Below are 26,893 nucleotides of genomic sequence, written 5' to 3' on the forward strand. Positions count from 1 at the left end.
CGGCACCGTGAAGGAATCGGCCAAAAGCAAGGCCACATTTGTTTTCATTGCCAGCATCGCCCGGCCGCTGCTGAACCTGATGATGTCCAAGACGTGGGAAGGCACCGAAAAGCTTCCCGCCGGCGGCTTCATCGCAGCCCCCAACCACTGCACGGAGATCGACCCCCTTGTTGTGGGGCACATGCTCTACAACCAGAAGCGTGCCCCGCACTTCCTGGCCAAGGCCGCGCTGTTCAAGGTTCCCGGCCTGGGTGCGCTCCTGCGCGCCACCAAGCAGGTGCCGGTGGAGCGCTCGACGGCGGGAGCGAACCGATCGCTGCAAGTGGCCCAGGAGATTGTGGCTGAGGGCGGGGCGATCATCATTTACCCGGAGGGAACGCTGACACGCGATCCCGGGCTTTGGCCGATGAAGGGGCATACCGGCGCGGCAAGGCTGGCCCTCGAAGGCGATATTCCGGTGGTGCCCATTGCCCACTGGGGCGCGCACGAGGTGTTCCCCAGGTACGGCAAGCGGTTCCACGTGTTCCCCCGGAAGCACTCACGCGTCGTCGTGGGCGAACCGGTGGACCTGAGTGCGTTCCGCGGCCGCCCGCTGGACAAGGCCACCCTGACGGAGGCGACGGAAGTGATCATGGACGCGATCACGGCTTTGCTGGCAGGCCTGCGCGGCGAGCAGCCTCCCGCCGAACGCTGGGACCCGGCCAAGCGGCCGCAGGCCAAGCACGGACGGTTCGTTGACCGCGGCGAGCCCGAATCAGGAACGGAAGCTCCGTGACCGCTGACGGGAAGCCGGGGGCGGCGGGCACGGTAGCCGTCCTGGGTGCGGGATCGTGGGGGACAACCTTCGCGAAGATCCTCGCGGACGCTGCGATTGCCGCCGGAACGCCGCGCGTCATCAGGCTTTGGGGCAGGCGCGCCGGGGTGGTCGAAGAGATCAACAACTGCCACCGCAACAGTGAGTACCTCAAGGACATCGTCCTGCCGGAGAGCATCACGGCGTCCACAGACGTCCGCGCAGTCCTGGCGGGAGCCGACCTGGTGGTGCTGGCGGTTCCGGCCCAGTCGCTGCGCCCGCAGCTGCGCGAATGGAAGGACATGATCGCTCCCGGAGCTGTTGTGGTCTCCCTGATGAAGGGGCTGGAGCTGGGCACGGACGCGCGGATGAGCGAGGTCATCGCACAGGAACTGGGCCTGCCGCTGGAACGCATCGCAGTTGTCTCGGGACCCAACCTCGCCATGGAAATTGCGCGGGAAGAGCCTACGGCATCAGTCGTGGCATGCGCTGACTCCGCCACTGCAGGCTGGCTCGCCCGGACCTGCACCGCCCCCTACTTCCGGCCCTACACCACGGCCGATGTGGTCGGCGTCGAAATCGGCGGCATCGTCAAGAACGTGATTGCGCTGGCAGTAGGCATCTGTGAGGGCAAGCAGATGGGGGACAACACCAAGGCCTCGGTGATTACCCGGGGACTCGCGGAAACGTCCCGCCTCGCCTTGGCGCTGGGCGGCGAGGCCAAGACCATGGCCGGGCTCGCCGGGCTGGGCGACCTTGTGGCAACCTGTTCGTCCGCGCTGTCCCGGAACCACACGGCCGGGAGGCTGCTGGGCCAGGGCCTGACCCTGGAGGAGGTGGGCCGAAAGATGACCCAGACCGCCGAAGGCATCAAATCCGGCCAGGCCGTCCATGAACTCGCCGGCAAGCTCGGCGTCGACATGCCCATCACTGCCGCCGTCGTCGCGGTGCTGGCGGGCAAGCTGTCCGTTGACCAACTGGGGCCGGTTCTGCTGTCCCGGGAATTGAAACCTGAAGGCGATTACTGACCATGTCCCAAGACACACCCAACACAGGGGAAACTGCCACCAGCCGCAAGCCGCGGGTCGCCGTGCTTTTCGGCGGCCGCTCCAGCGAGCACGCCGTGAGCTGCGTCACCGCAGCAGGCGTGCTGGGCGCGATCAACAAGGACAAGTACGACGTCATCCCCATCGGGATTGCCAAAACCGGCCAGTGGGTTCTTGCCCCGGCCGAAACCACCCAGTGGTCGCTTGCCGCATCATCACTCCCCGAGGTAGTACCTTCCCCGCAGACCGTCACGCTTGCTGAGATCGGCGGGGAACACCAGCTGATCGTGGCGTCCCCCAACGAGGTTCCGCAGGAACTGGGCGCCGTCGACGTGGTCTTTCCGCTGTTGCACGGCCCCTTCGGCGAGGACGGGACCATCCAGGGGCTCCTTGAACTTTCCGACACCCGCTACGTCGGCGCCGGAGTCCTGGCATCGGCCGTCGGCATGGACAAGCACTACATGAAGGTGGTCTTCGAGGCCGCCGGACTCCGCGTGGGACCCTACGTGGCTGTGACCGACCGGCAGTGGCAGCGGGATCCCGAATCCGTCAGGAAGCAGGTGGACCGCCTCGGTTTCCCCGTCTTCGTCAAGCCGGCCCGTGCCGGCTCGTCGATGGGCATCTCCAAGGTTGATTCCCTTGAGGACCTGGACGCCGCGATCGAAGAGGCCCGCCGCCACGACCTCAAGCTGGTCATTGAAGCCGGAATTGTCGGCCGCGAAATCGAATGCGCTGTCCTGGAAGGCAGGGGCACCGATGCGCCCCGGACCTCGATGCCGGGCGAAATCTCGGTGTCCGGGGGGACGCACGAGTTCTACGACTTCAACGCCAAGTATGTGGAGGATGATGCCGCAGCCCTGAGCTGTCCCGCAGACATCCCCGCGGAAGCGATCTCCCGGGTCCGGGAGCTGGCGGCCGCCGCATTCGACGCCGTCGGCGCCGAGGGCCTGAGCCGCGTGGATTTCTTCTACACCCCCGAGGGCGAACTGATCATCAACGAGATCAACACCATGCCCGGCTTCACGCCCAAGAGCATGTACCCGCAGATGTGGGCAGCGTCCGGACTGGGCTACGCGGACCTGATCGACGAACTCATCCACCTGGCCCTGAACCGCAAAACCGGCCTTCGCTGATCCACGCCGGAACCCTCCCGGCGTGGGCCCACCCGCCTGGACCTACCGGCTCTTCGGCAGGTTCTGCAGGTCTTCCTGGCCCACGCAGTTCCGTGCTGACGGCACCTTTTCGGCAGCTGCTGCCAGGTCCGCGAGTACGGTTGCGGAGCTGATTTTGTCCGGGTCCATCAGGATTTCCGTGGCCGGTTCCCGCCCGTAGGTGGTCAGCGTCCACACCGGGTCGCCCTCCTTGATGACCCAGTCGACGCCGTTGACGGTCACGCAGCGGTCCGTCGTAGGGCCTGGCACATTGACGCCGCAGCGGAGGATGACAAGCGACGGGTCGCCCCAGGCTGCGGTGGCCTGGCTGTTGGTCTTCCGCAGCTTTGAATCGCCGATGGCGTCCGGCAGGGCCACCATCATCGGTGCGCACAGCGGATTGGCGGCGTCCCTGGCGGGCGTGACGTCCACCGCGGGGGAGCAGGCGGTCAAGGAAAGGGCGGCAATTCCCCCAACCATCGCCATCCTAGCGGCACGGGCGGACAGGGGCAGCTGGGGATGGTGCATGATCCCAGCCTATCGCCGCCGTCGTCCCCGCCCGGACACGATGTCGGCCGGGCGCGGTAGCGTAGTGGCGTGCCTGAAGACCTCCGTAACCGCGTCGCCTGCCAGCCCACCGTCGCCGGCCTTTCCGAAGCCGAGCTGCTGGACCGGATTTTTCCGCGCCTCCGGATGGCCGGGGGCCACACCGCCAGCACGTTGCTGGGTCCCGGCGATGACGCCGCCGTCGTCGCAGCCCCGGACGGCAGAACCGTCATCAGCATCGACACCCAGGTCCAGGACCAGGACTTCCGCCTCCTGTGGCCCAACGGCTACCGCACCACCGGGTTCGACGTCGGATGGAAGGCTGCGGCACAAAACCTCAGCGACATCAACGCCATGGGCGCACAGGCAATATCCATGGTGGTCAGCCTCACCCTCCCCGTGGACACGCCCGTGAGGTGGGTGGAGGACCTGGCGGACGGGTTGACAGCCGGAATCCGTGAACTTGGCGCCGCGCGTTGCTCCGTGGCCGGCGGGGACCTGGGCCGGGGCCGCGAAATCTCGGTAACCGTGGCGGTGCTGGGGACGCTCGACGGCGGACAGCCGGTCCTGCGGTCCGGCGCCCGGGCGGGGGACATCCTGGCGCTGGCAGGAACAGCAGGCCATGCCGCCGCAGGCCTGGCGCTGCTTGAATCGGACATCGCCGTGGACACCCTCACCCCGGCCGAGCGCGCCTTCGTGGACCTGCAGTGCCGGCCGCGTCCGCCGCTGCATGCCGGGCCTGCAGCCGGGGCGGCGGGTGCCACGGCAATGCTGGACATCTCGGACGGACTCCTGCGGGACGGCAAGCGGCTGGCCGCTGCCAGCAACGTCGCCGTCGCGCTCGATCCGGCCGGCCTGGCGCAACTGGCGGGCCTCCTGGCCCCCGCCTCCGCCCGCCTGGGCGGGGACGGCACGGCATGGGTGCTGGGCGGCGGAGAGGACCACGGGCTCCTGGCCACATTCCCGGCGGGCGTTCAGCTGCCACCCGGATTCACTGCGATAGGCTCGATACATGCACTCGGTACCGACGAAGGCCCGGGCGTCCTGATTGCGGGCCGGGCCGCGGACACCGGGGGATGGGATCACTTTGCACACTAAGGTTGCCGCCAACGCGCTGGCGATGAAGAGGTGGCTGGGCAAGGCTGAAACTGCCCTGGGAAACCACAGCGACCGGCTCAACGCCATCAACATCTTCCCGGTGGCCGACGGCGACACGGGCACCAACCTCTATCTCACCGTGCGCGCTGCCGCCCGCTCCCTGGTGCTCGCCGAGGATCAGCCGGCCCCGGTCGACGTCGGGGAAGTCCTTGCCACGGCCGGGCAGGCCGCCATGGAGGAAGCCAGGGGAAACTCGGGAACTCTTTTTTCCGTGTTTCTTTGCGCCGCCGCGGAACCCCTTGCCGGCCATACCCGGTTGACCTCCACGCTCCTGTCGGCAGCGCTGAACCGTGCCCAGATCCGCGCATGGTCCGCACTGAGTGATCCAGTTCCGGGAACCATGTTGTCGGTCATGGAAGCGGCAGCCCGTGCGGCAGCCGCCGTCGACGCCGCCCAGGACGGCGATGACAGCAACCATGCGCTGGGCCTGGCCCTGGACGCGGCGGTGGAGGGTGCGCTGGCCGCCGTGATCCACACCGAGGAGCAGCTCGATGCCCTGCAGTCCGCCCATGTGGTGGACGCGGGCGGCGTGGGCATGCTGCTGATCCTCGACTGCCTCCGCTCCGCCGTCCTGGGCGAGGAACTGCAGAGCGAACTCCTCGATGGCCTGCACGGCTACGACGTCTCCGATCCCCACATCCACACTTCCATGCCGGACGACGACGGCGTGGAAGTCATGTGCACCATCAACCTTTCGCCCCTGAATGCCGCCACCCTCCGGCAGCGGCTGGACGAGATCGGCGAGTCCGTCATCATGAGCCAGGTGGGCAACGGCTCGGATCCCGAGGGCAACTACCGGTGGCGGGTCCACGTCCACGTTCCGGAACCTGACGCGGCCGTGGACATCATCAGGTCGCTGGGGGAGCCGTCCCAGATCAGCATCAGCGAGTTGGCGCTTCCCCGGGACCCGGATGCGGAAAAGGTGAACACCGGCGGGCATGAACGCTGAGCTGGACCTCGCCCTGGAACGCCGGATCGGAAAGCGCTCCGCGGCCGTCATTGAAAAACACCTTGGCATCACCACTGTCGAAGGCCTCCTCAATTACTTTCCCCGCCGCTACCTCATGCGCGGTGAGCTGACTCCCATCAGTGAGCTCCCGCTCAATGAGGACGTCACCCTCATCGCCCGGGTGCTGTCCAGCAGCACGCGGGCAATGCAGGCACGGCGGGGGACCATCACGGACGTCATCGTTTCCGACGACGACGGGCAGCAGGGCCTCCGGCTGGTGGGCGGCAGGGACTACCACGGCAAAGTGCCCGGGACCCTCAAGATCAGCTTCTTCAACGGCTACAAGGCAAAAGCCGAGCTCCTGCAGGGACGGCGGGCGCTGTTCTCGGGAAAAGTCACCAGCTTCAAAGGCCAGCTGGGCCTCACCAACCCGGACTTCCAGCTCCTGGACGATGACCCCTTCGTGCAGGGCACCGGTGACCCCGCGAAACTCGCCGCGATGCCCATCCCCGTGTATCCCGCCACAGCCAAGCTTCCCAGCTGGAGGATCCAGAAGGTGATCGGCACCCTGCTCGAAACCGTGGACCTGGGTGCGCTGCCGGATCCGCTTCCACCTACGGTCGCCGCGAGGGAAGGCTTCCTGCCCGTGGCGGAGGCGTACCGGCTCATCCACGCGCCGGAAATCGCCGCCGACTGGAAACGCGCCCGGGACCGGTTCCGGTACCAGGAAGCCCTGGTGCTGCAATCAGCGCTTGCCAGGCGCCGGGCCCAGCTCGCCGCCGAGGAAGCCACCGCACGGCGCCCTGTCACAGACGGTCTCCTGGCTGCCTTCGACCAGGACCTGCCCTTCACGCTCACAGCCGGCCAGGCCGCCGTCGGCAAGACCCTCGCCGCGGAGCTGGCGCAGGCAGCCCCCATGAACCGGCTGCTGCAGGGTGAAGTGGGCTCAGGGAAAACCGTGGTGGCGCTGCGGGCCATGTTGCAGGTGATCGACGCCGGCGGCCAGGCCGCACTCCTGGCGCCCACCGAAGTGCTCGCCGCCCAGCATTACGACTCCATCCGCCGCACCCTGGGCGTGCTCTCCAGCGACGGACTCCTCGGCGGGCCGTCCGGGGGCAACGGGCCGTCCGTGCAGGTCACGCTTCTGACCGGGTCCATGCCCACTGCGGCACGGAAACAAGCCATGCTGGACGCCGCCTCGGGGACCGCAGGAATCATCATCGGCACCCACGCCCTCCTCAGTGACAACGTGTCCTTCTACGACCTCGGCCTGATCGTGGTGGACGAGCAGCACCGCTTCGGTGTGGAACAGCGCGATGCCCTGCGGGCGAAGGCCCGGAAACCGCCGCACCTGCTCGTCATGACCGCCACGCCCATTCCCCGCACCGTAGCGATGACCGTGTTTGGCGACCTTGAGACCTCCACCCTCGACGAACTGCCAAAGGGCCGGGCCCCGATCACCACCTACCTCGTGGGCCTTGCGGAAAATCCCGGCTGGGTGGCACGGATCTGGGCACGTGCCCGGGAAGAGATCGACGCCGGCCACCAGGTGTACGTGGTCTGTCCCAAGATCGGAACAGACGACGACGGCGACTTCAGCCCCGGGGAGGCGGCACCTCCCGGCATGGACACAGAGGAGACGCGGGAGCTCGCGTCGGTCACCGCCGTCGTGGACCATCTTCAGGGCGAGCCCTCGCTGGCAGGGGTGCCGCTGGCTCCCCTGCACGGACGCCAGGACCCCGACCTGAAGACCGAGACCATGGCCGGGTTCACCGCCAACCGCATCAAGCTGCTCGTCTCCACCACCGTGATCGAAGTGGGGGTGGACGTCCACAACGCCACCCTGATGGTCATCCTGGACGCCGACAGGTTCGGCATCTCCCAGTTGCACCAGCTTCGCGGCCGTGTGGGCCGCGGCGGACTGCCGGGAACCTGCCTGCTGGTCACCGCCCTGGAACCGGGCCACCCAAGCCGGCGGCGGCTGGATGCCGTGGCGGCCACCACCGACGGGTTTGTGCTCTCCCAGGAAGACCTCAAACTGCGGCGCGAGGGCGACATCCTGGGCGCTTCCCAGTCCGGCGGACGGTCCACATTGAAACTGCTGCGGGTGCTCGAACACGAAGACGTCATCGCCCGGGCCAGGGAGGACGCCCAGGCGATCGTAGGCGGCGACCCGTTGCTGTCCGGCTACCCGGAACTCGCGGACGCCATCGAGAAATACCTCAACCCTGAGAAGGAGGCGTTCCTTGAACGCGGTTAGCAAAGAAAGCGGAGCGGGCGCCGGCGGATCGCGGTGGGCACGGTGACCAGGATTATCTCCGGCGTTGGTGGCGGAACGCCGTTGGCGGCGGTTCCCGGGTCCTTGACCAGGCCTACGACAGACCGGGTGAAGGAAGCTCTGTTCTCCCGCCTGGACGCCTTCGAGGTGATTTCCGGGGCGCGGGTGCTTGATCTATACGCGGGTTCGGGTTCCCTGGGGGTGGAAAGCGCCAGCAGGGGAGCCGCGACAGTGGACCTGGTGGAATCCGACGCCAAGGCCAGCGGTGTGTGCCAGCGCAACGCGGACCTCATTAACGGAGTCCTGGGCCGAAAGGCCGTCACGGTGCACCGCTCCAGGGTGGAACCTTTCCTGGACCGGGCCGCGGAATCTGCGGCCTGGGACCTGGTGTTCCTGGATCCGCCGTATCCGTTGGAGGAAGCCGCACTGTCGGCGGTGCTGCAGAAGCTCGCCGCGCACCTGGTCCCGGGTGCCGTTGTGGTGGTGGAACGCTCGTCCCGCTCCCCGGAACCGCAGTGGCCGGACGGGATGACGAGGTTCGCCGAAAAGAAGTACGGGGAAACCCGGCTGTGGTTCGCCGAGCCGTTCGTGCCCGACGCCATCGCTCCGGATGACCTGGCCGATGTTGCCGGACCTGACACCCAGGGCACCTAGCCCGCCAAGGCGCTCAGCCCGAGAAGGGGTCCAGATCCACTCCCGCCAGGACACGGGCAGGGTGGGGGCCCCGGGCGGTCAGCTCAGCTGTCCACGATTCCGGCCAGGGGCCCTGTGTGCCTGCCAGGATGATGTTGCCCGGGTACCTGCCCTCGAACATGCCCGCTTCCGCAAAGGCACCCACATCCGCCATTGCCGCGCGCATCGCCGCCACCTGGCTCCGGACCAGTGTGAGGGCCGCCTCGTCGCCCACGTTGACGATCAGCAGGCCGTCCGGGCGCAGACGCTCCCTGGCTTCGCGGTAGAAACCGCTGGTGGCGATGTGGGCCGGCGCTTCCGGGCCGGAAAAGATGTCCAGGATTACGACGTCGAACGTGAGTCCCGGATCGAGGGCACCGAGCGCCTCGCGGGCGTCGCCGATGACGGTGGTCAGGTCTGTCCCGTCGGGCATGGGAAGGTGCCGAAGGACAAAGTCGAGCAGCTCACGTTCCAGCTCGACCGCGTACTGGAGCGAACCGGCGCGGGTGGCCTGGATGTAGCGCGCAAGCGTCAGCGCCCCTGCCCCCAGGTGGAGGGCGCTGATCGGCTCGCCGGGAGGGGCGGCCAGATCCACCAGGTGCCCGATCCTGCGGAGGTATTCGTAGAAGATGTCCTCCGGCCGGTCGAGGTTGACGTGGGATTGTTCGGAGCCGCCGATGCTCAGTACATAGCCCCCGTCAGTGAACGCATCGGGTTCGATGGTGGCATGCCGGCCGGTGGTCCGCAGGAAGCGGCTGGCGTGCACGCCGCTGCCGCCGGACATCAGAGCCTTCCGCGCAGGGTGGACAGCCGCGCCGCAGCCTCCTCCAGGACTTCTGTCTTTTTGCAGAACGCGAACCGGAGCAGGCTTCGCATCCGCTTCGCGCCTTCCGCATGGCAGAAGACCGGAACGGGAATGGCTGCGACGCCCACCAGTGCCGGCAGGCGGCGGGCGAGGTCCAGGGCATCGGTGATGCCCAGCGGAGCCGTATCCACATTGACGAAGTAGGTTCCCTGTGGTGTGAAAACGTCAAAGCCCGCCGCCCGAAGTCCGGCGCTGAGGATGTCACGTTTCGTCTCAAGGGCGGCGGCGATGCCCGTGAAGAAACTGTCCGGCAGGGCCAGCCCCTTGGCGATCGCGGCCTGGAAGGGAGTGCCTGAGCTGTAAGTAAGGAATTGCTTGACCGTGCGGACGGCGGAGACCAACTCTTCGGGCCCGCTCAGCCAGCCGATCTTCCAGCCGGTCAGGGAAAAGGTCTTTCCGGCAGAGGAAATGGTGATGGTGCGGGCGGCGGCCCCTGGAAGGGTGGCAACGGGGGTATGGGCCACGCCGAAGGTGAGGTGCTCATACACCTCATCCGTGATGACAATGCTGCCGTGCTTCTCCGCGAGCTCCACCACGCGCTGCAGGACGGCCGGCGGAAAAACGGCGCCGGTGGGATTGTGCGGGTTGTTCAGCAGTACCACGCGGGTCCGCCCGTTGAACGCTGCCTCCAGGGCCGCCATGTCCGGCATGAAGTCCGGGGCAGCGAGCGGCACCGTGACGTGGGAGGCGCCGGAAAGCCCAATGACCGCGCCGTAGGAGTCATAGAAAGGCTCGAACGTCAGGACCTCGTCGCCGGGTCCGGCAAAGGCCAGGAGGGCCGCGGCGATGCCTTCGGTGGCTCCGGTGGTGATGATGACTTCGGTTGCCGGGTCCGGCGCAAGCCCGTAGAACCGTTCCTGGTGTGCGGCCACCGCCTGGCGGAGTTCGGGCAGGCCCTTGCCGGGCGCGTACTGGTTGGCCCCCGCTGCGATGGCTGCCCGGGCTGCCTCCCGGATTTCGGCAGGCCCGTCCTCATCGGGGAAGCCCTGGCCCAGGTTGATGGCCCCGGTCTGGACGGCCAGGGTGGTCATCTCTTCAAAGATGGTGACACCCAGCCCGCCGTCGGGCGCCAGGAGGTTGGCACCGAGCGCCGTACGCTGCCAGGGCGCAGGTGCCAAGGGGGTGGAAAGTTCCCGTGGTGGATGCATCCAGTCATGGTATCCCGGCCTTTCCATGGGGTAGGTTCGGAGCATGAGACGCGCTGTGTGCCCCGGATCCTTCGACCCCATCCACAACGGCCATCTCGAAGTCATCGCACGGGCTGCCGGTCTTTTCGACGAGGTCATCGTGGCCATTTCCACCAACTACGCCAAGAAGTACATGTTCAGCCTGGAAGAGCGGCTGGAAATGGCGCGCGAAACGCTGGCACTGCTCAAGGGCATCGTGGTGGAACCGGTGGGCGAGGGGCTCCTGGCGGAGTACTGCCGCCAGCGGGGCGTGTCGGCCATCGTCAAGGGGCTCCGGTCCTCGTCGGACTTTGACTACGAGCTGCCCATGGCCACCATGAACCGGCAGCTGAGCGGGGTGGAGACAGTGTTCCTCCCGGCAGAGGCCAGCTACGTCCATTTGTCCTCCACCCTGATCAAAGAGGTGTCGTCCCTGGGTGGCAGCGTGTCCGACTACGTGCCCCGCTCGGTGCACCGCCGCATGGTTTCCGGCGAGCCTTCGGCGGATCAGCAGCCAAAGCGGTAGGCTGGATCGGTACTTCGGCGCTTCCTCGTGCCGGTTTGAGTCGCTGCGGCTCTTCAGGCTAAGATGGTACGTCGGTCATATGTTCAACAGGAGTTCTCATTAACAGAGATGCTGGTTCGCCCTTGGCGTTCGACGTCAAGGACCTCGGGCGCAGCCCGGGAAGCATGCGGACACTGAAGGAACATGTACCCGCACCGGGTGATCTTGGTGTGGCGCTCATTGGTGTTCAGGAAGGCTCGGATGTCGAGCTGGATCTGAGGCTGGAGGCCGTACACGAAGGAATTCTGGTATCAGGAACCGTGGTTGCCGAAGTTACTGGCGAGTGCGGCCGATGCCTGGATCCCCTTGCGTATGACCTTGAGGTCAATGTGCAAGAACTTTTCTTCTACGAGGGCATTCAGCTTTCGGATGGAGAAGATGATGAAGAGCAACGTCGAGTCGAGCACGATGTAATCGATCTTGAACCGGTGTTGCGGGACGCGGTTGTCACCAATCTGCCGTTCCAGCCGGTGTGCCGGGAAGACTGCCAGGGCCTTTGCTCCGAATGCGGAGCTCGCCTGGAAGACGAGCCGGGGCACCACCACGAGGTCCTGGATCCTCGCTGGGCTGCCCTAGCTGATATGGCTAAGCCTGACCGGCAAAATTGATTTGTACGTGTTTGTCTAGAGAGAAATGAGTTAGCCGTGGCTGTTCCCAAGCGGAAAATGTCTCGCTCGAATACCCGCGCCCGCCGCTCGCAGTGGAAGGCGACCGCCCCCCACCTGGTGAAGACCGTTGAGAACGGCCAGGTCACCTACAGCCTGCCGCACCAGGCAAAGGTCGTTACCGACTCTGCCGGCACCGCGCTGTTCCTTGAGTACAAGGGCCGCAAGGTCGCTGACGTCTAATCGGCCCAACAGGCTGACTGATGTCTTCAACTGAAGAGCTTCTGAAGCGTCTCGGTGTCACTATTGACGCCGGGACGCTTCGTCTTGCGCTTACCCACCGTTCGTACGCATACGAGAACGGCGGCATACCCACCAACGAGCGGCTCGAGTTCCTGGGCGACTCCATTTTGGGATTCTCCGTCACCGATGCCCTCTACCGGGACAACCCGGACCTGCCCGAAGGCGAACTCGCCAAGCGCCGGTCCGCCGTCGTCAGTACCCGGGCCCTCGCCGGGATCGGCCGCAGCCTCGGCATCGGTGAGTACATCTACCTGGGGCAGGGCGAAAAGCTCACCCACGGCAAGAACAAGGCCTCCATCCTCGCGGACACCATGGAGGCCCTGATCGGGGCAACGTACGTTTCCAACGACATCGAGACCGCGCGCCAGCTGGTCATGCGGCTGGTCGGTCCGCTGCTGAAGGACGCCGCAGTCCTGGGCGCCGGCACCGACTGGAAGACCAGCATCCAGGAACTCGCCGCCAGCCGGCAGCTGGGCAGCATCCACTATGCAGTGGACGGCTCCGGCCCGGACCACGCCCGCACCTTCACGGCGGTGCTGAACATTGGCGGCAAGGCCTACGGCAAGGGCTCCGGCCATTCCAAGAAGGAAGCCGAACAGGAGGCAGCGGAAGACGCCTGGCGGGTGCTCTCCGGAGCCGGGGCCCAGGCTGACCCCAGCACCTCCGCAGGCTCCATAGCCGCCAAGTAGCGCTCCGTGCCTGAATTGCCAGAGGTCGAAGTGGTGCGCCGCGGCCTGGTGAACTGGGTCCGCGGCAGGACCATCCGCGCCGTGGACGTCATCGATCCCCGCTCCATCCGGCGCCACGCCCTCGGGGCAGGGGACTTCATCGGCAACCTCGAAGGCGCCACGGTGGCCGACGTCGTGCGGCGCGGCAAGTTCCTCTGGATGCCGCTGCTGGACGGCACCGCTGCGCTGCCGAACGCCGGGGAGGACACCCGCGTTCCCGAGGTGGCGCTCATGGCGCATCTGGGCATGAGCGGGCAGCTGCTGATGCAGGGCCCCGGCGTTCCCGATGAAAGGCACCTCAAGGTCCGTTTCCGGCTCAGTCCCCGCGACGGCATGCCGGACCAGCTGCGGTTCGTGGACCAGCGGATCTTCGGAGGCGTTTTTGTCACCGCCCTGGTACCCACGGACGACGGCGGCCCGGGCGGCCTCGCGGAATCCCCCCTTCCCCTGATCGCCGCCGAAGCCGCGCACATTGCGCGCGATCCACTGGACCCTTCGTTCTCCTTCGACCTCTTCTACCAGCGGCTTCGGAAGCGCCGGACCGGCCTGAAGCGGGCACTGCTGGACCAGGGCCTGGTCTCCGGTATCGGGAACATCTATGCCGACGAAGCGCTGTGGCGGGCCCGGCTGCATTACGCCCGGCCCACCGATACCCTGCGCCGGGGGGACGCCCGGCGTGTCCTCGACAGCGCCCGCGAGGTCATGCTCGATGCCCTGGCCGCAGGAGGAACCAGCTTCGATTCCCTGTACGTCAACGTCAACGGCGCCTCAGGCTACTTCGACCGGTCCCTCAACGCGTACGGCCGCCAGGGCGAGCCGTGCAAAAGGTGCGCGGCCGCAGGAATCCAGGCGGTCATCCGCCGCGAGCAGTTCATGAACCGCTCGTCCCACACCTGCCCCGTGTGCCAGCCGCGGCCACGCAACGGCCGCTGGTAGCACCGGGCCGCCCAGGCGATGGGCTCAGCGGGTGCCATAGTGTGCTGCCAGCCGCGCCAGGCCTTCGTCGATCGGGACGGCCGGAGTCCAGTCGAGGAGTTCCCGGGTTTCGCGCTGGTCGAACCAGTGGGCGGTGGACAGCTGCTCAGCGAGGAATTTCGTCATGGGCGGTTCGTCCTGCATTCCAAGCCTCAGCCACAGTTTTTCCACCACGGACCCCGCCGCCCTGGCAAACCGCCCCGGGACGGACCACGACGGGGCAGGCACGCCACCGGCGGCGCAGATGCCGGCAATCAGTTCGCCCACCGGCCGTGGCTCCCCGTTGCTGACAACCAGCGCCCTGCCATGGATGTGGCTGATGCGCTCCAGCGCGGCAACAATCGCCGACGCGGCGTTGTCCACGTACGTGGTGTCGATCAGGGCAGCGCCCGCATCCAGCAGCGGCAGCCGGCGCCGGGCAGCCCGCGCCAGCACCCGTTCCACCAGCTGCGTGTCCCCGGGTCCCCAGACCACGTGCGGCCGAACGGCAGCAACGCGGAAGTCCGGGGCGTCCGCGGCAAGGGCCAGCAGTTCCGCCTGGGCCTTGGTGCGGGAATAGTCCCCGTGGGCATGCTCCGGGTCCGCAGGCTCTGCGCCCAGGCCCGCAATGGCGGCGCCGGAATTGGCCACTGACGGCGAGGACACGAAGATTAGGTTCCGCACGCCAGCCGCGCGGGCGGCGAGGAGCAGCCGCCGGGTGCCGTGGACGTTTACTTCGTCGAACTCTGCGGCACGGCCGGTGAAGGAGACCTTGGCCGCCAGGTGGATGACTGCCTCGGCACCCCGGACGGCATCGCTGACCGCGGCGTCATCGGTGAGGGATCCGCGGTGGTCCGTGGCGCCGTCGACCCCTGAGGGACGCCGCTGGAAGGTGGTGACGTCATGGCCCCGGTGCACCAGTTGTCCGGCGACTCCGCGGCCCAGGAGTCCGCTTGCACCGGTAACGAGGACTTTCATGGCGTCCCCGCGCGTCCGCCGGCCAGGACGGAGGCAGCCCACCGGGACAGGCGCGTCCGGTCGATCTTTGCGTTGTGGCGGATATCTGTAGGCTGCGCGGGGACCACCAACACGGCGGCCACGGAAATGCCCGCCGTGCGCGCGGCTTCCCGGACCTTTCCAGCCAGTTCCGGACCGGCAGGGCCGGCTTTCCGGACGGGCGGGACCGTCTCGACCACGGCGGTGACGGCCTGCGTCCCCGCCGGCCCCACGCCAACAATCGCGGCCATCCGGATGCCGGCCACGCGTTCGATGGCCTGTTCGGCGCCGACCGGTGTCACCACCGAACCGGGCGCGGTGACGACGTGCGCAAGCCGGCCTTCCACCCACAACCGGCCGTCGGAGTCGAAGTGGCCGACGTCGCCGGTGCGGTGCCATCCGGCCACACCGGTGCTGGCTTCCTGGGTCAGCCAGAGCCGGTCGTACATATCCTTGACGTGCGGCGCACTGACCAGGATTTCTCCTGTGATTCCCGCGTCCGTGACAGGAGTTGAACCGGGGGCTGTGCCGTCTGCCGCCAGGGGGATGACGGCCACCCGGGCGCCGTGGACGGGCCGGCCCACGCAGACACCGTTGCCGGCCCCGGGCTTTGTTCCGGATCCGGCGTCGAAAGCCGCGGCCCTGATTTGTTCGAGGCTGATGTCGGTGACGGGGAGCGCTTCCGTCATTCCGTAGGGCGTGTGCAGGGAGGCACCCGGCAGGAGCCGCTGCATCTCCGCAAGGAGCGGTTCGGGAACGGGGGCGCCTGCGGAGAGCAGCAGTTCAACCCGTTTCAGCGCTGCGGTGCCCTCCGCACTGAGTCCGCCGCTGGTGGCGACGACGTTGCGCAGGGCAGCCGGCGAGGCGAAGACCACGGTGGCGTCGATGGCCGCTGCGGCGTCCGCGAGGGCCCGCGCGGTCAGGGTTCGTGGCGCGGTGACATCCATCGCCGGCGTCACGGACACGGTTCCCAATGCCGGTCCGAGCAGGGCGAAGGGCGCGAAACCCGCCACCAGCCGCTGGCCCGGATGGATCCCGAAGGTTTCGGCCACGGTGTCCCGCATCGCGGCGAGTTGCCGGTGCGTGTACAGCACGCCCTTGGCCGGACCGGTGGAGCCGGAGGTGAAGAGCACGGCGGCGGGGGAGTCCGGGTCCGGCCAGTATGTGCCGTTCCCGTTGCCGTTGCCGTTGCCGTCGCCGGGCCCGGCGGAGCGCACCCTACCCGCCGTTGTTAGTGCGGCCAGGGAGGTTTCCACTCCGAGAATCCGGCGGCGGGCGGCCGGGAGGTCGCGTACGCTGATGCGCCTGGCCGCCCATCCCAGGACGCGGGCAGCTGCCAGCGCCCTGTCGATGCCGATCAGAAAGTCGGGAGTAGCCCCCTTGACCGCCCGGCTCAGTCCCTTCGTCCCGAGTCCGGCATCGGCCACCACCACTACGGCTCCCAGCCGCAGGCAGGCATACAGGGCCACGGTCAGGTCCACCCCGGGCGGGACCATGAGGCTCACCCGGCTGCCCGGCCTTACGCCTGCCAGGTGCAGGCCGGTGGCCAGGCGGTGGACGTCCGAGTCCAGCTGCTGCCACGTCAGGGAACGGGCCACGGTGCCGTCCGCAGCCATTTCGACGACGGCCGGCTTACCTCCGGCGGGTCCTGCCGCCTGTTCGGCGAGGAGCGTCCACAGTGGCTGGAAACCTTCGCGGGCCGGTGGCTGGGAAGCGGCGTTCCCCACCGCGGGCGAACCGTTGCCGCCGCCGCTGACGCGCCCGGCCAGCCAGTCGAAAACCGCCGGGGCGATGTCCCGGTCCTCCACGAGCAGGTGTCCTGCGCCCTCGTAGCGGTGCACGTCAGCATGCGGGAGGCGGGTGATGAGGTCCTTGAGGTAGCGGTCGGAAAAGATCGGGTCGCGCGGACCCCACAGCATCAGGGCAGGGACCTTCAGGTTCCGGAGGCCTTCCGCCACGCCGCTGAGCGCAGAAAAGCTGGGATGCCAGGCGTCCACGGGAATGTCGGCAACAAAGTTTCCCACCCCGGCCCGCCGCTCGGCTCCGCGGTAGGGGGCCATATACGCCTTCCGGACATCCGCGGGCAGCGGCGGGTGCGCCAGCGAATGCGTCACCCGCAGGAAGGAGTCGGATGTGGTGGTTCCCCATGTGAGCACGGCAGGGTGCAGGGCAAGGCGCAAGGCCGGGGGAATGGACGAGCCTGCAGGCTGGTGAACGGCCGTGTTGGTCAGTACCACGCCGGCCAACTGGTGCTGGTGGGCCAGCGCCCAGCCCAGGCCGACCACTCCGCCCCAGTCATGCCCCACCGAGACGACCGGTCCCTCCAAGGCCAGCGCGTCCGTCAGGTCGCCCAGGTCCTGGATCCTGTCAGCCAGCCGGCGGAAGGTGCCCGTGCGTTCGGAGAAGCCCATGTCCAGCTGGTCAACCGCCACCACCCGCCACGGATGCGCGGGGTCGCATCCGGCGGCCAGCAGGCTCCGCCACAGGTAGGACCAGGTGGGGTTGCCGTGCACGCACAGCAGGGTCCCGGCGGGAACCAGGCCACGGCCGGCGAGTTCTGCGCCGTTGTCCAGCAGGTGCCAGCGGCGCACCGTGCCCGGCGCGTCGACGCCGGCTGTGGAAGGGACATCAATCTGGCGCGACCACCCGGCGCCCACGCCCGGCCAGTCCGCGATCACCAAACGATTTCCAGCATTGCGGTGTTCAGGCCGGAACCCACGCCCATGCACAGGACGCGGTCCCCGGTATCCAGGGACTGCGACTCGGCCGCAAGCGTCATAGGCAGCGAGGCGGGCCCAACATTGCCCCAGTGCGGGAACGTGATGGGCACCTTGTCGGGGTCGAGGTCAATGGCGTCAATGATGGCCTGTGTATAGGCGTTGCTGACCTGGTGCGTGACGTAGCGGTCCATGGCCGCCCAGTCCCACTCGGGCTGCGCTTCATGCCACGCGTCCACGACCAGCTGGAGGCCGCCGTCGAGCAGTCCTTTCGTGTCCGTGTTCATGCCGTCGATGCCGCCCACGCACAGTTCATGGTGCTCGGTGCCGGCACGCATCACGCCGCCCACCACGCGGTGGGCCCCGGGGTGCTCATCGGCCGGTCCCAGGACGGCCGCTGCGGCCCCGGATCCCAACGTCAGCGTGGCGAACTCGCGGTTGAAGTCGTCGCGGGTGGTTTCCGGCCGCTGCAGCCGGGCGAGGGTGGCCTCCTGCGTCAGCTGGGCGTCCTCGCCATTGACGATGACGGCGTACCTGATCTGCCCCGAATCGATCATGTTCGCTGCCAGGGTCAGGGCGTTCACGAACCCGAGGCATGCGTTGGCGAGGTCGAAGTTCATGGCCGACGACGGCAGGCTCAGGCCGTGGTGGATCTTCACCGCCACGGACGGTTCGAGGTTGCGGCGCGTGACCGAGGTGTTGATCAGCAGTCCGACGTCGGAGGCTTCGATGCCTGCCTCGGCCAGGGCCTTGGCTCCGGCTTCCACCGCGGCGTCGTCGAACGATGTTCCGGGGGCCCACCAGCGGCGGTGCGTAATGCCCGCAACGCGCTCAAGCAGCCGGGGTGGAAACTTCAGCCGCTTCAGGGTGTGCGCCAGGTGGCGGTCGAAGTCCGTGGAGCTTACGATCCTTGGAGCCTCGACGCTGCTCACCGAGAGCAGCGCGGTGTTGCTGTGGCGGAAGGTTGCATTACCTGCCAATTCAAGCCCCTCTTCGTTTCCGTCGCGCATTCATGCGGTGACTGTACCCACATAAACGCAGGCTCAAGAGCTTAACTATGCCTTTGCCGGGCCGGAACCGGCATATCCGGCCGTGGCGCCGGCCCCGGCTTCCGGGTGCTGCTCCCGGGAAATGTCGGTCCTGCGCAGTAGATTGTAGTGAGCCGGTTCCAGCAAAACTGTCCTATCCGCTCCAGGAGACCTGAAAAGCCTTGCACCTCAAAAGCCTCACTGTCCGGGGGTTCAAGTCCTTTGCCTCTGCCACCACCTTCGACTTCGAACCCGGCGTCACCGCCGTCGTGGGTCCCAACGGATCCGGCAAGTCCAACGTGGTGGACGCCCTGGCCTGGGTTATGGGGGAGCAGGGGGCCAAGACCCTGCGCGGCGGCAAGATGGAGGATGTCATCTTTGCCGGGACATCCGGGCGGCCGCCCCTGGGACGCGCCCACGTTTCGCTGACCATCGACAACGCCGACGGCGCGCTCCCCATCGAATACAGCGAAGTCACTATCTCACGGACACTTTTCCGGACAGGCGGCTCCGAATACGCCATTAACGGTGCCGCCTGCCGTTTGCTGGACATCCAGGAGCTGCTCTCCGACTCCGGGCTGGGCCGGGAGATGCACGTCATCGTGGGCCAGGGCCAGCTGGACCGCGTCCTGCACGCCACCCCCGAGGACCGCCGCGGCTTCATCGAGGAGGCGGCGGGGATCCTCAAACACCGCCGGCGCAAGGAACGGACCGTCCGGAAGCTGGAGGCCATGCAGGCCAACCTGCAGCGCCTTACCGACCTCACCGGGGAGATCCGCCGCCAGCTGACGCCCCTTGGCAAACAGGCCGAAGTGGCCCGCCGCGCCCAGCGCGTCCAGTTCGACGTCCGGGACGCCCGTGCCCGGCTGCTCGCCGATGACCTCGTCCAGCTGCAGCAGGCCCTGGAGCAGGACGTGGCGGACGAGGCAGCGCTCAAAGCCCGCCGGACCGCCGTCGAGCAGGAACTCGAAGCCGGGCGCCGGCAGCAGGCGGCGCTGGAGCAGCTGGCGGCCGAAGCCACACCCCGGCTCAACGCCGCGCGGGACACCTGGTACCAGCTGTCCACTGCACGGGAGCGCCTCCGGTCGCTCGGTTCGCTGGCCACCGAGCGCAGCCGCCTGCTCGGCTCCGACGATGCCGCACCGGCATCCGCGCGGGACCCCGAACAGCTCGAACGCCAAGCCGCCAGGGTGCGGCAGGAGCTGGCCGAGCTCGAACAGGACATCCACGCCAGGCGCACCACCCTGGACACGGCCAGCGCCGCGAAGGCCGAGGCAGAGCAGGCAGCCGTGGCCGAGGACCGGCGGCTCACGGCCCAGCTCCGGGCCGCGGCGGACCGGCGGGAAGGCCTGGCCCGCCTGGCCGGACAAGTGGCGGCGGCCCGGTCCCGGGTGGAATCTGCGCAGGCAGAACTGGGCCGGCTGCGGGAGTCCCTTGCCGCTGGCACGGAACGGCGGGCGCGCGCCCAGGCCGAGTTCACGGCCTTGGAAAACCAGGTGGCCGGCGTGGAGGAAGGGGAGGAATCCCTCGACGCCGATTACGAGGCCGCCAGTGAAGCACTTGATGCGGTCCTTCAGGAGATTGCCCGGCTCAAGGCCGCCGTCAACGAAGGCGTCCGCAAACGGGACGCCCTTGCCGCCCGGCTCGACGCTCTTAAGCTCGGCCTGGACCGCAAGGACGGTGCCAGGCACGTACTGGAGTCAGGGCTGTCCGGGGTGCTGGGCAGCCTGGCGGCCGGGATCAGCGTGCAGGGTGGTTACGAGGCGGCGGTCGCTGCCGCGCTGGGAGAGGCCTCCGAGGCAGTCCTCGTCCAGGATCAGGACACGGCGGCCGCCGTCCTGAAGGTGCTCAAGGACGACGACGCCGGGCGGGCGTCGCTGCTCCTCGCATCAGCGGTGGCAGGCCACCTGGGTGACCCCGCCACGGAGTCCACGCCGGGAGGAGCGGCCGCCCCCAAAGCAGTGCCGCTGCCCGATGGTGCGCAATGGGCCGCCGACCTGGTGGACGGACCTGGGGAGCACACCCCGCTGGTCCGGCACCTGCTGTCCGGAACCGCCGTCGTCGCAGGCATCGACGCCGCGGCTGCGCTGGTGGCCGGGCTGCCCGGACTCACGGCGGTCACCCGCGAGGGGGACGTGTTCACCGCCGTATCCGTTGCCGGCGGTTCTGCCAAGGCGCCCTCCCTCCTTGAGGTGCAGGCGGCGGTGGACGACGCCGACCGTGGCCTTTTGGCGGTCACGGCAGACCTGGAGCGGAACAGGTTCGCCCTGGCCGCCGCCGAGGCGCGCCGCGCCGGAGCGCAGGAGGAGGCGGACGCTGCCCTGGACAAACTGCACGAATCCGATGCCCGCCTGGCCGCCGTGGCCGAACGCCTGGGCCACCTGAATTCGGTCCTGCGCAGCGCCGTCGGTGAGAGCGACCGCCTGGCTGCCTCCCTGGCACGCGCTGCGGAGAACGTTGCCGCGGAGGAGGAGGCGCTCGCTGCCATCACGGCCCGGCTGGCCGCCGCCCAGGAGGCTCCGGTTGAAGAGGAGCCTTCCACCGAACAGCGGGACGCGTTGGCCCGTGCCGCATCCGCCGCCCGTGCAGCGGAAGTGGAAGCGCGGTTGTCCCTGCGCAGCGCCGAAGAGCAGCTGGCGGCAACCCGCAACAGGGTGGCGTCCCTGGAACGCGCGGCCGCCACCGAACGCCGTGCCCGGGAGGAAGCAGCCCAGCGTGCCCGGCGCCGCCGCATCCAGGCCAGGCGTGCGGCCGCCGTCTCCGCCGCGGCGGAACTGGCACTGCGTTACGTGGACGTATCGGTGGACCTCGCCCGGCACGAACGGGACCTGGCCGAGGAAAACCGCGAACAGCGTGACCGTGGGCTGCGGGACATCCGGGAAGCCAACGACGCCCTGGCCCGCGAACTGGCCGACCTCACCGACAACGTGCACAGGGATGAGCTGGCCCGTGCGCAGCAGCGGGCCAGGATCGAGGCAGTGGAATCCCGGTCCGTGGACGAGTTGGGCATCACCCCCGAAGCGCTGGTGGCAGAGTTCGGGCCGCACGTCCCGGTTCCCGTGCCTGCGGAGGAGACCGGCGACAAGTGGGCCGCGCTGCGGGCTCCCGTTGACGCCGGCGGGGAAGAAATCCGGGAAGGGAAGCCCTACGTCCGGCAGGAGCAGGAGAAACGGCTGCGCAAAGCTGAACGCGACCTCGCCAGCCTGGGCAAGGTCAACCCCCTGGCCCTGGAGGAATTCGCGGCACTGGAGGAGCGGCACCAGTTCCTCAGCACCCAGCTTGAGGACCTGAAGGCCAGCCGCCGTGACCTGCTGGACATCATCAAGGAAGTGGACGACCGGGTCCAGCGCGTCTTCGCCGAGGCGTTCGAGGACACCCAGGTCCAGTTTGTCCGGGTTTTTGAGCGGCTCTTTCCCGGCGGCGAGGGCCGCCTGGTCCTCACGGACCCGGGGGACATGCTCACCACAGGCATCGAGGTGGAGGCCCGTCCTGCGGGCAAGAAAATTAAACGGCTGTCCCTGCTCTCCGGGGGCGAGCGGTCCCTTACCGCGGTGGCGCTGCTGGTGGCCATCTTCAAGGCGCGGCCCTCGCCGTTCTACGTCATGGACGAGGTGGAGGCGGCGCTGGACGACACCAACCTCGGCCGGTTGATCACCATCTTCGAGGAACTGCGGGAGTCCAGCCAGCTCATCGTCATCACCCACCAGAAGCGGACCATGGAGGTGGCGGACGCACTGTACGGCGTCACCATGAGGGGCGACGGCGTTTCCACGGTGATCAGCCAGCGGCTCGTTTCCGAGGTGTAGCAGCACCGCCGGCGTCCGGCGGCCGCGGGGGCGCCGCATTGGGGCAGGTCAGGGGCGGGCTGCGCGCCCGAACCGGGCAGGCCGTTTGTGAGAAGCTAGGGGAGTGAATGACATCCTTCCCATTGTCCTGTCCATTCTTGTTGCGCTGGTGGTCATCGGCGGCCTGATTCCGGTCCTGCTCAAGACGCGGAGGAACATCACCCGGTACCCCGGCACGCGGGACGCCAACGATCCTGAGGTCCGCTCCGGCGGCAGCACCGCCGTAGCGGACAGCGCCGGACCAATCGAACGCACGGCGCCCGCGGGCGTGGACCTCGAAGGGCTTGACACCACTACGGTTCCGAACGACGCTGCCGGGCTGGAAACCATTCCCGTCGAAACCCCGCTGCCTGTCCCGGGCCGCCTCACCCGCCTCCGTGAGCGGCTGGTCCGCTCCAACAACATCATGGGCAAGGGCCTGCTGGCGCTGCTGTCCAGCGACCGGATCGATGAGAGCGTCTGGGACGAGGTGGAGGAGACACTCCTCCTCGCGGACCTGGGAACCGAACCCACCATGCAGCTGGTGGATGCCCTGCGCGAACGGGTCAAGGTGCTGGGCACCCGGACCCCCGAACACGTCAAGGCCATGCTCCGCGAAGAGCTCATCAAGCTTGTCGACCCCTCCATGGACCGCAGCCTGAACGTCCAGCGCCATGCGGACAGGCCTGCCGTGATGATGGTGGTGGGCGTGAACGGCGTCGGCAAGACCACCACCGTCGGCAAGCTGGCGCGCGTGCTGGTGGCAGAGGACAAGGACGTCCTGCTGGGTGCCGCGGACACGTTCCGCGCCGCCGCGGCGGAACAGCTGGCCACGTGGGGGCAGCGCGTCGGCGTCCCCACCGTGAAGTCGGACATCGACGGCGCCGATCCCGCCTCCGTTGCCTACGAGGCCGTGAAGGCAGGCATTGAGCAGGAAGTGGACGTTGTCATGATCGACACCGCCGGCCGCCTCCAGAACAAGGTGGGCCTGATGGACGAACTGGGCAAGGTCAAGCGCGTGGTGGAGAAGCTGGCCGAGGTGGACGAGGTCCTGCTGGTTCTGGATGCCACCACCGGCCAGAACGGCCTGAACCAGGCGCGGGTCTTTTCGGAGGTTGTCAACATCACCGGCATCGTCCTGACCAAACTGGACGGAACCGCGAAGGGCGGCATCGTCGTCGCCATCCAGAAGACGCTCGGCGTGCCCGTCAAACTCATCGGACTGGGCGAAGGCGCCGACGACCTGGCCCCGTTCGACACCGAAGGCTTTGTCGACGCCCTGCTGAACTAGCTAAGCCAGCCCAACCAGCTCGCATTAGTTGTCGTTTTGAGTCCTCAAAACGACAACAACTGCGGGCTAGTTGGGTTTAACCCGGAGTGTTTCGCGGGTGGGCAGCCAGCCGACGGCGGCCAGGAGCATGACGCCGCCGGTCACGCCGAAAGCCCAGCCGAAACCCAGCCGGTCCGCGAGCAGCCCGGCCGCGACCGGTCCGACGATCGCTCCGACGTCGGACGTCATTTGGTAGACGGCCAGGACCTTGCCGCCGGAGCGTGCGTTCCCAATGACGTCGGCGACGGCGGCCTGCTGCGCCGGGCCGAAAAGGCCGGACCCGACGCCGGCAAGCGTCGATGCGGCAAGGAACCAGGGCAGGTCGGAGGTCAAGCCGATCGCCGCAGTCGCGAAGGCTGCCACCAGCAGGCCGGAGATCATCATCGGCTTGCGCCCCAGGGAGTCCGCCAGCCGCCCCGAGAAGGTCAGCGCGGCGGCGTTCCCGGCAGCGAAGACTGCCAGCGCCAGTCCGGCCGCCTGCGGTCCTGCCCCGAAGGCTGCCGCGGCGAACAGCGGCACCGTTGCCATGCGGACGCCAAACGTGGCCCACCCGTTGGCAAAGCTGGACAGCAGGGCCGACCGGTAGGTTCCGGCAGCCACGGCTTCGCCAAAGCGCATGTCCGGCGGACGGTGCTGGGTTTCACCCCCGCCCCGGCGCTGGTGGCTGAGCTGGGTCTGCACCACAAACGCGGCAACGAGCAGGGCCCCGGCGTAGGCAAGGAACGGGACCCGCAGGCCCAGCCCCGCCAGCAGACCGCCCACAATCGGCCCGCACACATTCCCGATCAGGAAAGCGGACGCATAGGCACCTGAGACCCTGCCCCTGCTCTGGGGTGGGGCCAGGCGGACCACCAGGGCCATCGATGCCACCGTGAACATCACGGACCCGGCTCCGCCAAGGCCGCGGAACAGCAGCAACTGCCAATAGTCCTGCGCAAAGGCGCAGGCCGCCGTGGACAAGGCCACGATCAACAGCCCAGCGACATAGACGGGCCGTTCACCGCGCTTGCCGATCAGTGCTCCGCCGGCGGGTGCAAAGGCAAGGCGCATGAAGGCAAAGATCGCCACGATGACGGCTGCCTCGGTGTTCCCTACGCCGAAGGTTGTTGCGAACTGCGGCAATACAGGCGCAACGAGCCCGAATCCAAGCGCAATCAGGAACGCCGCGGCCAGCATCACCTTAATGTCGCGGGGAAGTTTCTCCCGCCGAGGCCTTAGCCGGGCCAAAAACCTCGAAGTGGCGCCGCTTTCGCGGGGTGTTGCCGTCATTGTGAAGGAGTCCTTGCAGGAAAGGGAGCCGGGTGGCTGCGCGGGTGCGGAAACATAACCGTAACAAGGCGGATATGCACCATTTACTTCCTAGAGGTTGTTGTAACAGGCCCGCAATCTAAATCCTCCGCGGGCGAAACACGCCGCCCACAAACTCATTACAGGACGCAAAAAGGCGTTGGCAGGCGGAGTACTCCGCAAGATTCGATGAGAGAGGACGTGCACCATGGAACTTACCGCAGGTCACGTTTGGGTCATGGTGGCGGCAGCCCTTGTGCTGTTCATGACACCCGGTCTGGCATTTTTCTACGGCGGCATGACCCGCGCCAAGGCAGCACTGAACATGATGATGATGAGCTTCATCTCCATCGGCATGGTGGGTGTTGTCTGGGTGCTGTGGGGCGCGTCCATGAGCTCCGGTGAAGGCTTCCTGGAGATCGTGGGCAACCCGTTCGCCACATTCGGCCTTGAGGGCATCACCACCCCTGACGGTCTGATCAAGGTTGGCTACGCCGCCACCTTCGCCATCATCACCGTGGCATTGATCAGCGGCGCCATCGCCGACCGCGCCAAGTTCGGCGCCTGGTCCGTCTTCGTTCCCGTGTGGGTCACGCTCGTCTACTGCCCGCTGGCGTACATGGTGTGGGGCGGCGGACTCTTCGGCCCCGAAGGCGCCATCGGCAAGGCCCTCGGCCCCGCCATCGACTTCGCCGGCGGCACCGTGGTCCACATCAACGCAGGTGTGGCGGCGCTCATCCTCGTCCTCATCATCGGCAACCGCAAGGGCTTCGGCAAGGACCCCAACCACCGCCCGCACAACATCCCGTTCGTCATGCTCGGCGCAGCCATCCTGTGGTTCGGCTGGTTCGGTTTCAACGGCGGTGCAGCCACCACTGCCGAACAGGGGGGCCTGATCTGGATCAACACCCTCGCAGCCCCGGCAGCAGCCATGCTCGGCTGGCTGGTCACCGAACGGATCCGCGACGGACACCCCACTTCCCTCGGCGCCGCATCCGGCGTGGTGGCCGGCCTCGTCGCCATCACCCCGGCCTGCGCCAACGTCAGCCCCGTCGGTGCACTCGGCCTGGGCGTCGTGGCCGGCGTAGCCTCCGCCCTGGCAGTCGGCCTGAAGTTCCGCTGGGGCTTCGATGACTCGCTGGACGTCGTCGGCGTGCACCTGGTGTCCGGCATCATCGGCACCGTGGCGCTCGGCTTCATCGCACTGCCCACCGACGGTGTTGGCGGCGGCCTCTTCTACGGCGGCGGACTGACCCAGCTCTGGGCGCAGCTCGCGGCAGCCGGCGTCGCCATCGCCTACTCCGCAGTCCTGACGGCCATCATTGCGCTGGCCATCCACAAGACCATGGGCTTCCGGGTCTCGCAGGAACAGGAAACGGTGGGTGTGGACCTCAGCCTGCACGCCGAGACTGCCTACGAGTTCGGACTGAGCGGACACGGCGGAAGCTTCCAGCCGCTGCACGACATGATCACCGGCAAGGGCCAGGGCGAGTCCCACGCGCCAGTCCAGGGGACGCCGGGTACGCAGAAGTCACAGTCAGCAACAGGTAAGGAAAGCGTGGGGGCATGAAACTGATTACTGCAATCGTCCGGCCGGAAAAGCTCGAAGCCATCAGGGAGGGACTGGAATCCTATGGTGTTCAGGGCCTGACCGTCAGCGCAGCCAGCGGATACGGCCGGCAGCGCGGCTACACCGAGGTCTACCGCGGAGCCGAATACAACGTGGACCTCCTGCCCAAGATCCGGGTGGAAGTCCTGGCCACGGACGAGCAGGCAGACGACATCCTGGACGTGATCATCGCCAGTTCCAATACCGGCAGGGCCGGGGACGGCAAGGTCTGGACCATCGATGTCCATGAAGCAGTTAGGGTCCGGACCGGGGAACGCGGAGTGGCCGCCATCTAGGCACCGGCACGGAACCATAAAGACAGG

General features: G+C 67.8%; 23 protein-coding genes. 16 read left to right on the top strand and 7 right to left on the bottom strand.

The annotated features are described in order from the left end of the window. The first annotated feature begins 7 nt into the window (after positions 1-7). From AC6JAM_RS16960 to AC6JAM_RS16970, 3 genes are read left to right on the top strand one after another with little or no spacing between them, the layout of a single operon-like run. Positions 8-775: a lysophospholipid acyltransferase family protein gene (locus AC6JAM_RS16960; RefSeq protein WP_056387899.1), complete on the top strand. Its 768-nt coding sequence runs from the start codon at positions 8-10 to the stop codon at positions 773-775. Continuing rightward, entirely contained in the window at positions 772-1,821 is a 1,050-nt protein-coding gene (locus AC6JAM_RS16965) for an NAD(P)H-dependent glycerol-3-phosphate dehydrogenase (RefSeq protein WP_497935300.1), read from the top strand. Before AC6JAM_RS16960 ends, AC6JAM_RS16965 begins: the two co-directional genes overlap by 4 nt. A gap of 2 nt (positions 1,822-1,823) precedes the next feature. Then, entirely contained in the window at positions 1,824-2,972 is a 1,149-nt protein-coding gene (locus tag AC6JAM_RS16970; protein ID WP_056387895.1) for a D-alanine--D-alanine ligase family protein, read from the top strand. A gap of 42 nt (positions 2,973-3,014) precedes the next feature. Here AC6JAM_RS16970 and AC6JAM_RS16975 read toward each other — a convergent pair whose 3' ends face one another. Further along, positions 3,015-3,518: a DUF3515 domain-containing protein gene (locus AC6JAM_RS16975; protein ID WP_018768313.1), complete on the bottom strand. Its 504-nt coding sequence runs from the start codon at positions 3,516-3,518 to the stop codon at positions 3,015-3,017. A gap of 69 nt (positions 3,519-3,587) precedes the next feature. Here AC6JAM_RS16975 and thiL point away from each other — a divergent pair, with 69 nt between their 5' ends. Genes thiL through rsmD form a run of 4 tightly spaced genes read left to right on the top strand, consistent with a single transcriptional unit; the run spans position 3,588 to position 8,575 of the window. Continuing rightward, positions 3,588-4,634, top strand: a complete 1,047-nt coding sequence (thiL, locus tag AC6JAM_RS16980; protein ID WP_497935301.1) for a thiamine-phosphate kinase — start codon at positions 3,588-3,590, stop codon at positions 4,632-4,634. 22 nt (positions 4,635-4,656) lie between these two features. Continuing rightward, positions 4,657-5,643, top strand: coding sequence for a DAK2 domain-containing protein (locus AC6JAM_RS16985; RefSeq protein ID WP_134163917.1), 987 nt, complete (start codon positions 4,657-4,659; stop codon positions 5,641-5,643). Then, positions 5,633-7,903, top strand: coding sequence for an ATP-dependent DNA helicase RecG (locus AC6JAM_RS16990; protein ID WP_018768310.1), 2,271 nt, complete (start codon positions 5,633-5,635; stop codon positions 7,901-7,903). The genes AC6JAM_RS16985 and AC6JAM_RS16990 overlap by 11 nt, the downstream gene beginning before the upstream one ends. 42 nt (positions 7,904-7,945) lie before the next feature. Continuing rightward, positions 7,946-8,575 (top strand): 16S rRNA (guanine(966)-N(2))-methyltransferase RsmD, encoded by a 630-nt coding sequence (gene rsmD, locus AC6JAM_RS16995; protein ID WP_056388174.1) that lies wholly within the window; start codon positions 7,946-7,948, stop codon positions 8,573-8,575. Positions 8,576-8,588: 13 nt separating this feature from the next. On the opposite strand, the gene AC6JAM_RS17000 is transcribed toward rsmD, so the two are convergent. Together AC6JAM_RS17000 and AC6JAM_RS17005 are read right to left on the bottom strand one after the other, a co-directional pair. Next, complete coding sequence (locus AC6JAM_RS17000; protein ID WP_200953130.1) at positions 8,589-9,377, bottom strand: spermidine synthase; 789 nt, start codon at positions 9,375-9,377, stop codon at positions 8,589-8,591. Further along, positions 9,377-10,606 carry an aminotransferase class I/II-fold pyridoxal phosphate-dependent enzyme gene (locus AC6JAM_RS17005; protein ID WP_497935302.1) on the bottom strand — a complete coding sequence of 410 codons (1,230 nt, stop codon included), beginning with the start codon at positions 10,604-10,606 and terminating at the stop codon, positions 9,377-9,379. Before AC6JAM_RS17005 ends, AC6JAM_RS17000 begins: the two co-directional genes overlap by 1 nt. A gap of 43 nt (positions 10,607-10,649) precedes the next feature. On the opposite strand from AC6JAM_RS17005, the gene coaD reads away from it, so the two are divergent. The 5 genes from coaD (at position 10,650) to mutM (ending at position 13,761) form a co-directional block, all read left to right on the top strand. After that, positions 10,650-11,150, top strand: a complete 501-nt coding sequence (gene coaD, locus AC6JAM_RS17010; protein ID WP_142072404.1) for a pantetheine-phosphate adenylyltransferase — start codon at positions 10,650-10,652, stop codon at positions 11,148-11,150. A 122-nt stretch (positions 11,151-11,272) separates the two neighbouring features. After that, positions 11,273-11,797 (top strand): YceD family protein, encoded by a 525-nt coding sequence (locus tag AC6JAM_RS17015; RefSeq protein WP_082581631.1) that lies wholly within the window; start codon positions 11,273-11,275, stop codon positions 11,795-11,797. 36 nt (positions 11,798-11,833) lie between these two features. After that, complete coding sequence (gene rpmF / locus AC6JAM_RS17020) at positions 11,834-12,037, top strand: 50S ribosomal protein L32 (protein ID WP_009356569.1); 204 nt, start codon at positions 11,834-11,836, stop codon at positions 12,035-12,037. Positions 12,038-12,057: 20 nt separating this feature from the next. Continuing rightward, positions 12,058-12,786: a ribonuclease III gene (gene rnc / locus AC6JAM_RS17025; RefSeq protein WP_056387882.1), complete on the top strand. Its 729-nt coding sequence runs from the start codon at positions 12,058-12,060 to the stop codon at positions 12,784-12,786. Positions 12,787-12,792: 6 nt separating this feature from the next. Next, a complete protein-coding gene (gene mutM, locus AC6JAM_RS17030) occupies positions 12,793-13,761 on the top strand; it encodes a bifunctional DNA-formamidopyrimidine glycosylase/DNA-(apurinic or apyrimidinic site) lyase (protein ID WP_497935303.1) in 969 nt (322 codons plus the stop codon). A gap of 24 nt (positions 13,762-13,785) precedes the next feature. Here the strand turns inward: mutM and AC6JAM_RS17035 are convergent, their stop codons facing one another. The 3 genes from AC6JAM_RS17035 to AC6JAM_RS17045 are packed head-to-tail and all read right to left on the bottom strand — an operon-like array spanning position 13,786 to position 18,502. After that, positions 13,786-14,757: an NAD-dependent epimerase/dehydratase family protein gene (locus tag AC6JAM_RS17035; RefSeq protein ID WP_497935304.1), complete on the bottom strand. Its 972-nt coding sequence runs from the start codon at positions 14,755-14,757 to the stop codon at positions 13,786-13,788. Then, on the bottom strand, positions 14,754-17,456 hold the full coding sequence (locus AC6JAM_RS17040) for an alpha/beta fold hydrolase (RefSeq protein ID WP_497935305.1): 2,703 nt from the start codon (positions 17,454-17,456) through the stop codon (positions 14,754-14,756). The genes AC6JAM_RS17035 and AC6JAM_RS17040 overlap by 4 nt, the downstream gene beginning before the upstream one ends. After that, entirely contained in the window at positions 17,450-18,502 is a 1,053-nt protein-coding gene (locus AC6JAM_RS17045) for a 3-oxoacyl-ACP synthase III (RefSeq protein ID WP_478223264.1), read from the bottom strand. Before AC6JAM_RS17045 ends, AC6JAM_RS17040 begins: the two co-directional genes overlap by 7 nt. A 200-nt stretch (positions 18,503-18,702) precedes the next feature. Between AC6JAM_RS17045 and smc the strand changes: the two genes are divergently transcribed. Together smc and ftsY are read left to right on the top strand one after the other, a co-directional pair. After that, positions 18,703-22,326 carry a chromosome segregation protein SMC gene (smc, locus tag AC6JAM_RS17050; protein ID WP_497935306.1) on the top strand — a complete coding sequence of 1,208 codons (3,624 nt, stop codon included), beginning with the start codon at positions 18,703-18,705 and terminating at the stop codon, positions 22,324-22,326. A 103-nt stretch (positions 22,327-22,429) separates the two neighbouring features. Continuing rightward, the gene (ftsY, locus tag AC6JAM_RS17055) at positions 22,430-23,635 is read left to right on the top strand and encodes a signal recognition particle-docking protein FtsY (RefSeq protein ID WP_497935307.1); all 1,206 of its coding nucleotides are present in this window, start codon (positions 22,430-22,432) and stop codon (positions 23,633-23,635) included. A gap of 66 nt (positions 23,636-23,701) precedes the next feature. On the opposite strand, the gene AC6JAM_RS17060 is transcribed toward ftsY, so the two are convergent. Then, complete coding sequence (locus AC6JAM_RS17060; protein WP_026265614.1) at positions 23,702-24,943, bottom strand: MFS transporter; 1,242 nt, start codon at positions 24,941-24,943, stop codon at positions 23,702-23,704. Between the two features lie 226 nt (positions 24,944-25,169). On the opposite strand from AC6JAM_RS17060, the gene AC6JAM_RS17065 reads away from it, so the two are divergent. Beyond that, entirely contained in the window at positions 25,170-26,531 is a 1,362-nt protein-coding gene (locus tag AC6JAM_RS17065) for an ammonium transporter (protein WP_018768295.1), read from the top strand. Then, complete coding sequence (locus AC6JAM_RS17070) at positions 26,528-26,866, top strand: P-II family nitrogen regulator (protein WP_018768294.1); 339 nt, start codon at positions 26,528-26,530, stop codon at positions 26,864-26,866. The genes AC6JAM_RS17065 and AC6JAM_RS17070 overlap by 4 nt, the downstream gene beginning before the upstream one ends. Positions 26,867-26,893 lie beyond the last annotated feature (27 nt).

It is taken from the genome of Arthrobacter sp. GmRoot5-12, from assembly GCF_059739365.1.

Bases quoted from the DNA above. Each gene is read 5' to 3' on its own strand.
- AC6JAM_RS16970 (WP_056387895.1), top strand. From the start codon at position 1,824: ATGTCCCAAGACACACCCAACACAGGGGAAACTGCCACCAGCCGCAAG.
- AC6JAM_RS16975 (WP_018768313.1), bottom strand. From the start codon at position 3,518: ATGCACCATCCCCAGCTGCCCCTGTCCGCCCGTGCCGCTAGGATGGCG.
- AC6JAM_RS16985 (WP_134163917.1), top strand. From the start codon at position 4,657: ATGAAGAGGTGGCTGGGCAAGGCTGAAACTGCCCTGGGAAACCACAGC.
- AC6JAM_RS16990 (WP_018768310.1), top strand. From the start codon at position 5,633: ATGAACGCTGAGCTGGACCTCGCCCTGGAACGCCGGATCGGAAAGCGC.
- AC6JAM_RS17000 (WP_200953130.1), bottom strand. From the start codon at position 9,377: ATGTCCGGCGGCAGCGGCGTGCACGCCAGCCGCTTCCTGCGGACCACC.
- AC6JAM_RS17005 (WP_497935302.1), bottom strand. From the start codon at position 10,606: ATGCATCCACCACGGGAACTTTCCACCCCCTTGGCACCTGCGCCCTGG.
- coaD (WP_142072404.1), top strand. From the start codon at position 10,650: ATGAGACGCGCTGTGTGCCCCGGATCCTTCGACCCCATCCACAACGGC.
- rnc (WP_056387882.1), top strand. From the start codon at position 12,058: ATGTCTTCAACTGAAGAGCTTCTGAAGCGTCTCGGTGTCACTATTGAC.
- AC6JAM_RS17035 (WP_497935304.1), bottom strand. From the start codon at position 14,757: ATGAAAGTCCTCGTTACCGGTGCAAGCGGACTCCTGGGCCGCGGAGTC.
- AC6JAM_RS17045 (WP_478223264.1), bottom strand. From the start codon at position 18,502: ATGCGCGACGGAAACGAAGAGGGGCTTGAATTGGCAGGTAATGCAACC.
- AC6JAM_RS17060 (WP_026265614.1), bottom strand. From the start codon at position 24,943: ATGACGGCAACACCCCGCGAAAGCGGCGCCACTTCGAGGTTTTTGGCC.
- AC6JAM_RS17065 (WP_018768295.1), top strand. From the start codon at position 25,170: ATGGAACTTACCGCAGGTCACGTTTGGGTCATGGTGGCGGCAGCCCTT.
- AC6JAM_RS17070 (WP_018768294.1), top strand. From the start codon at position 26,528: ATGAAACTGATTACTGCAATCGTCCGGCCGGAAAAGCTCGAAGCCATC.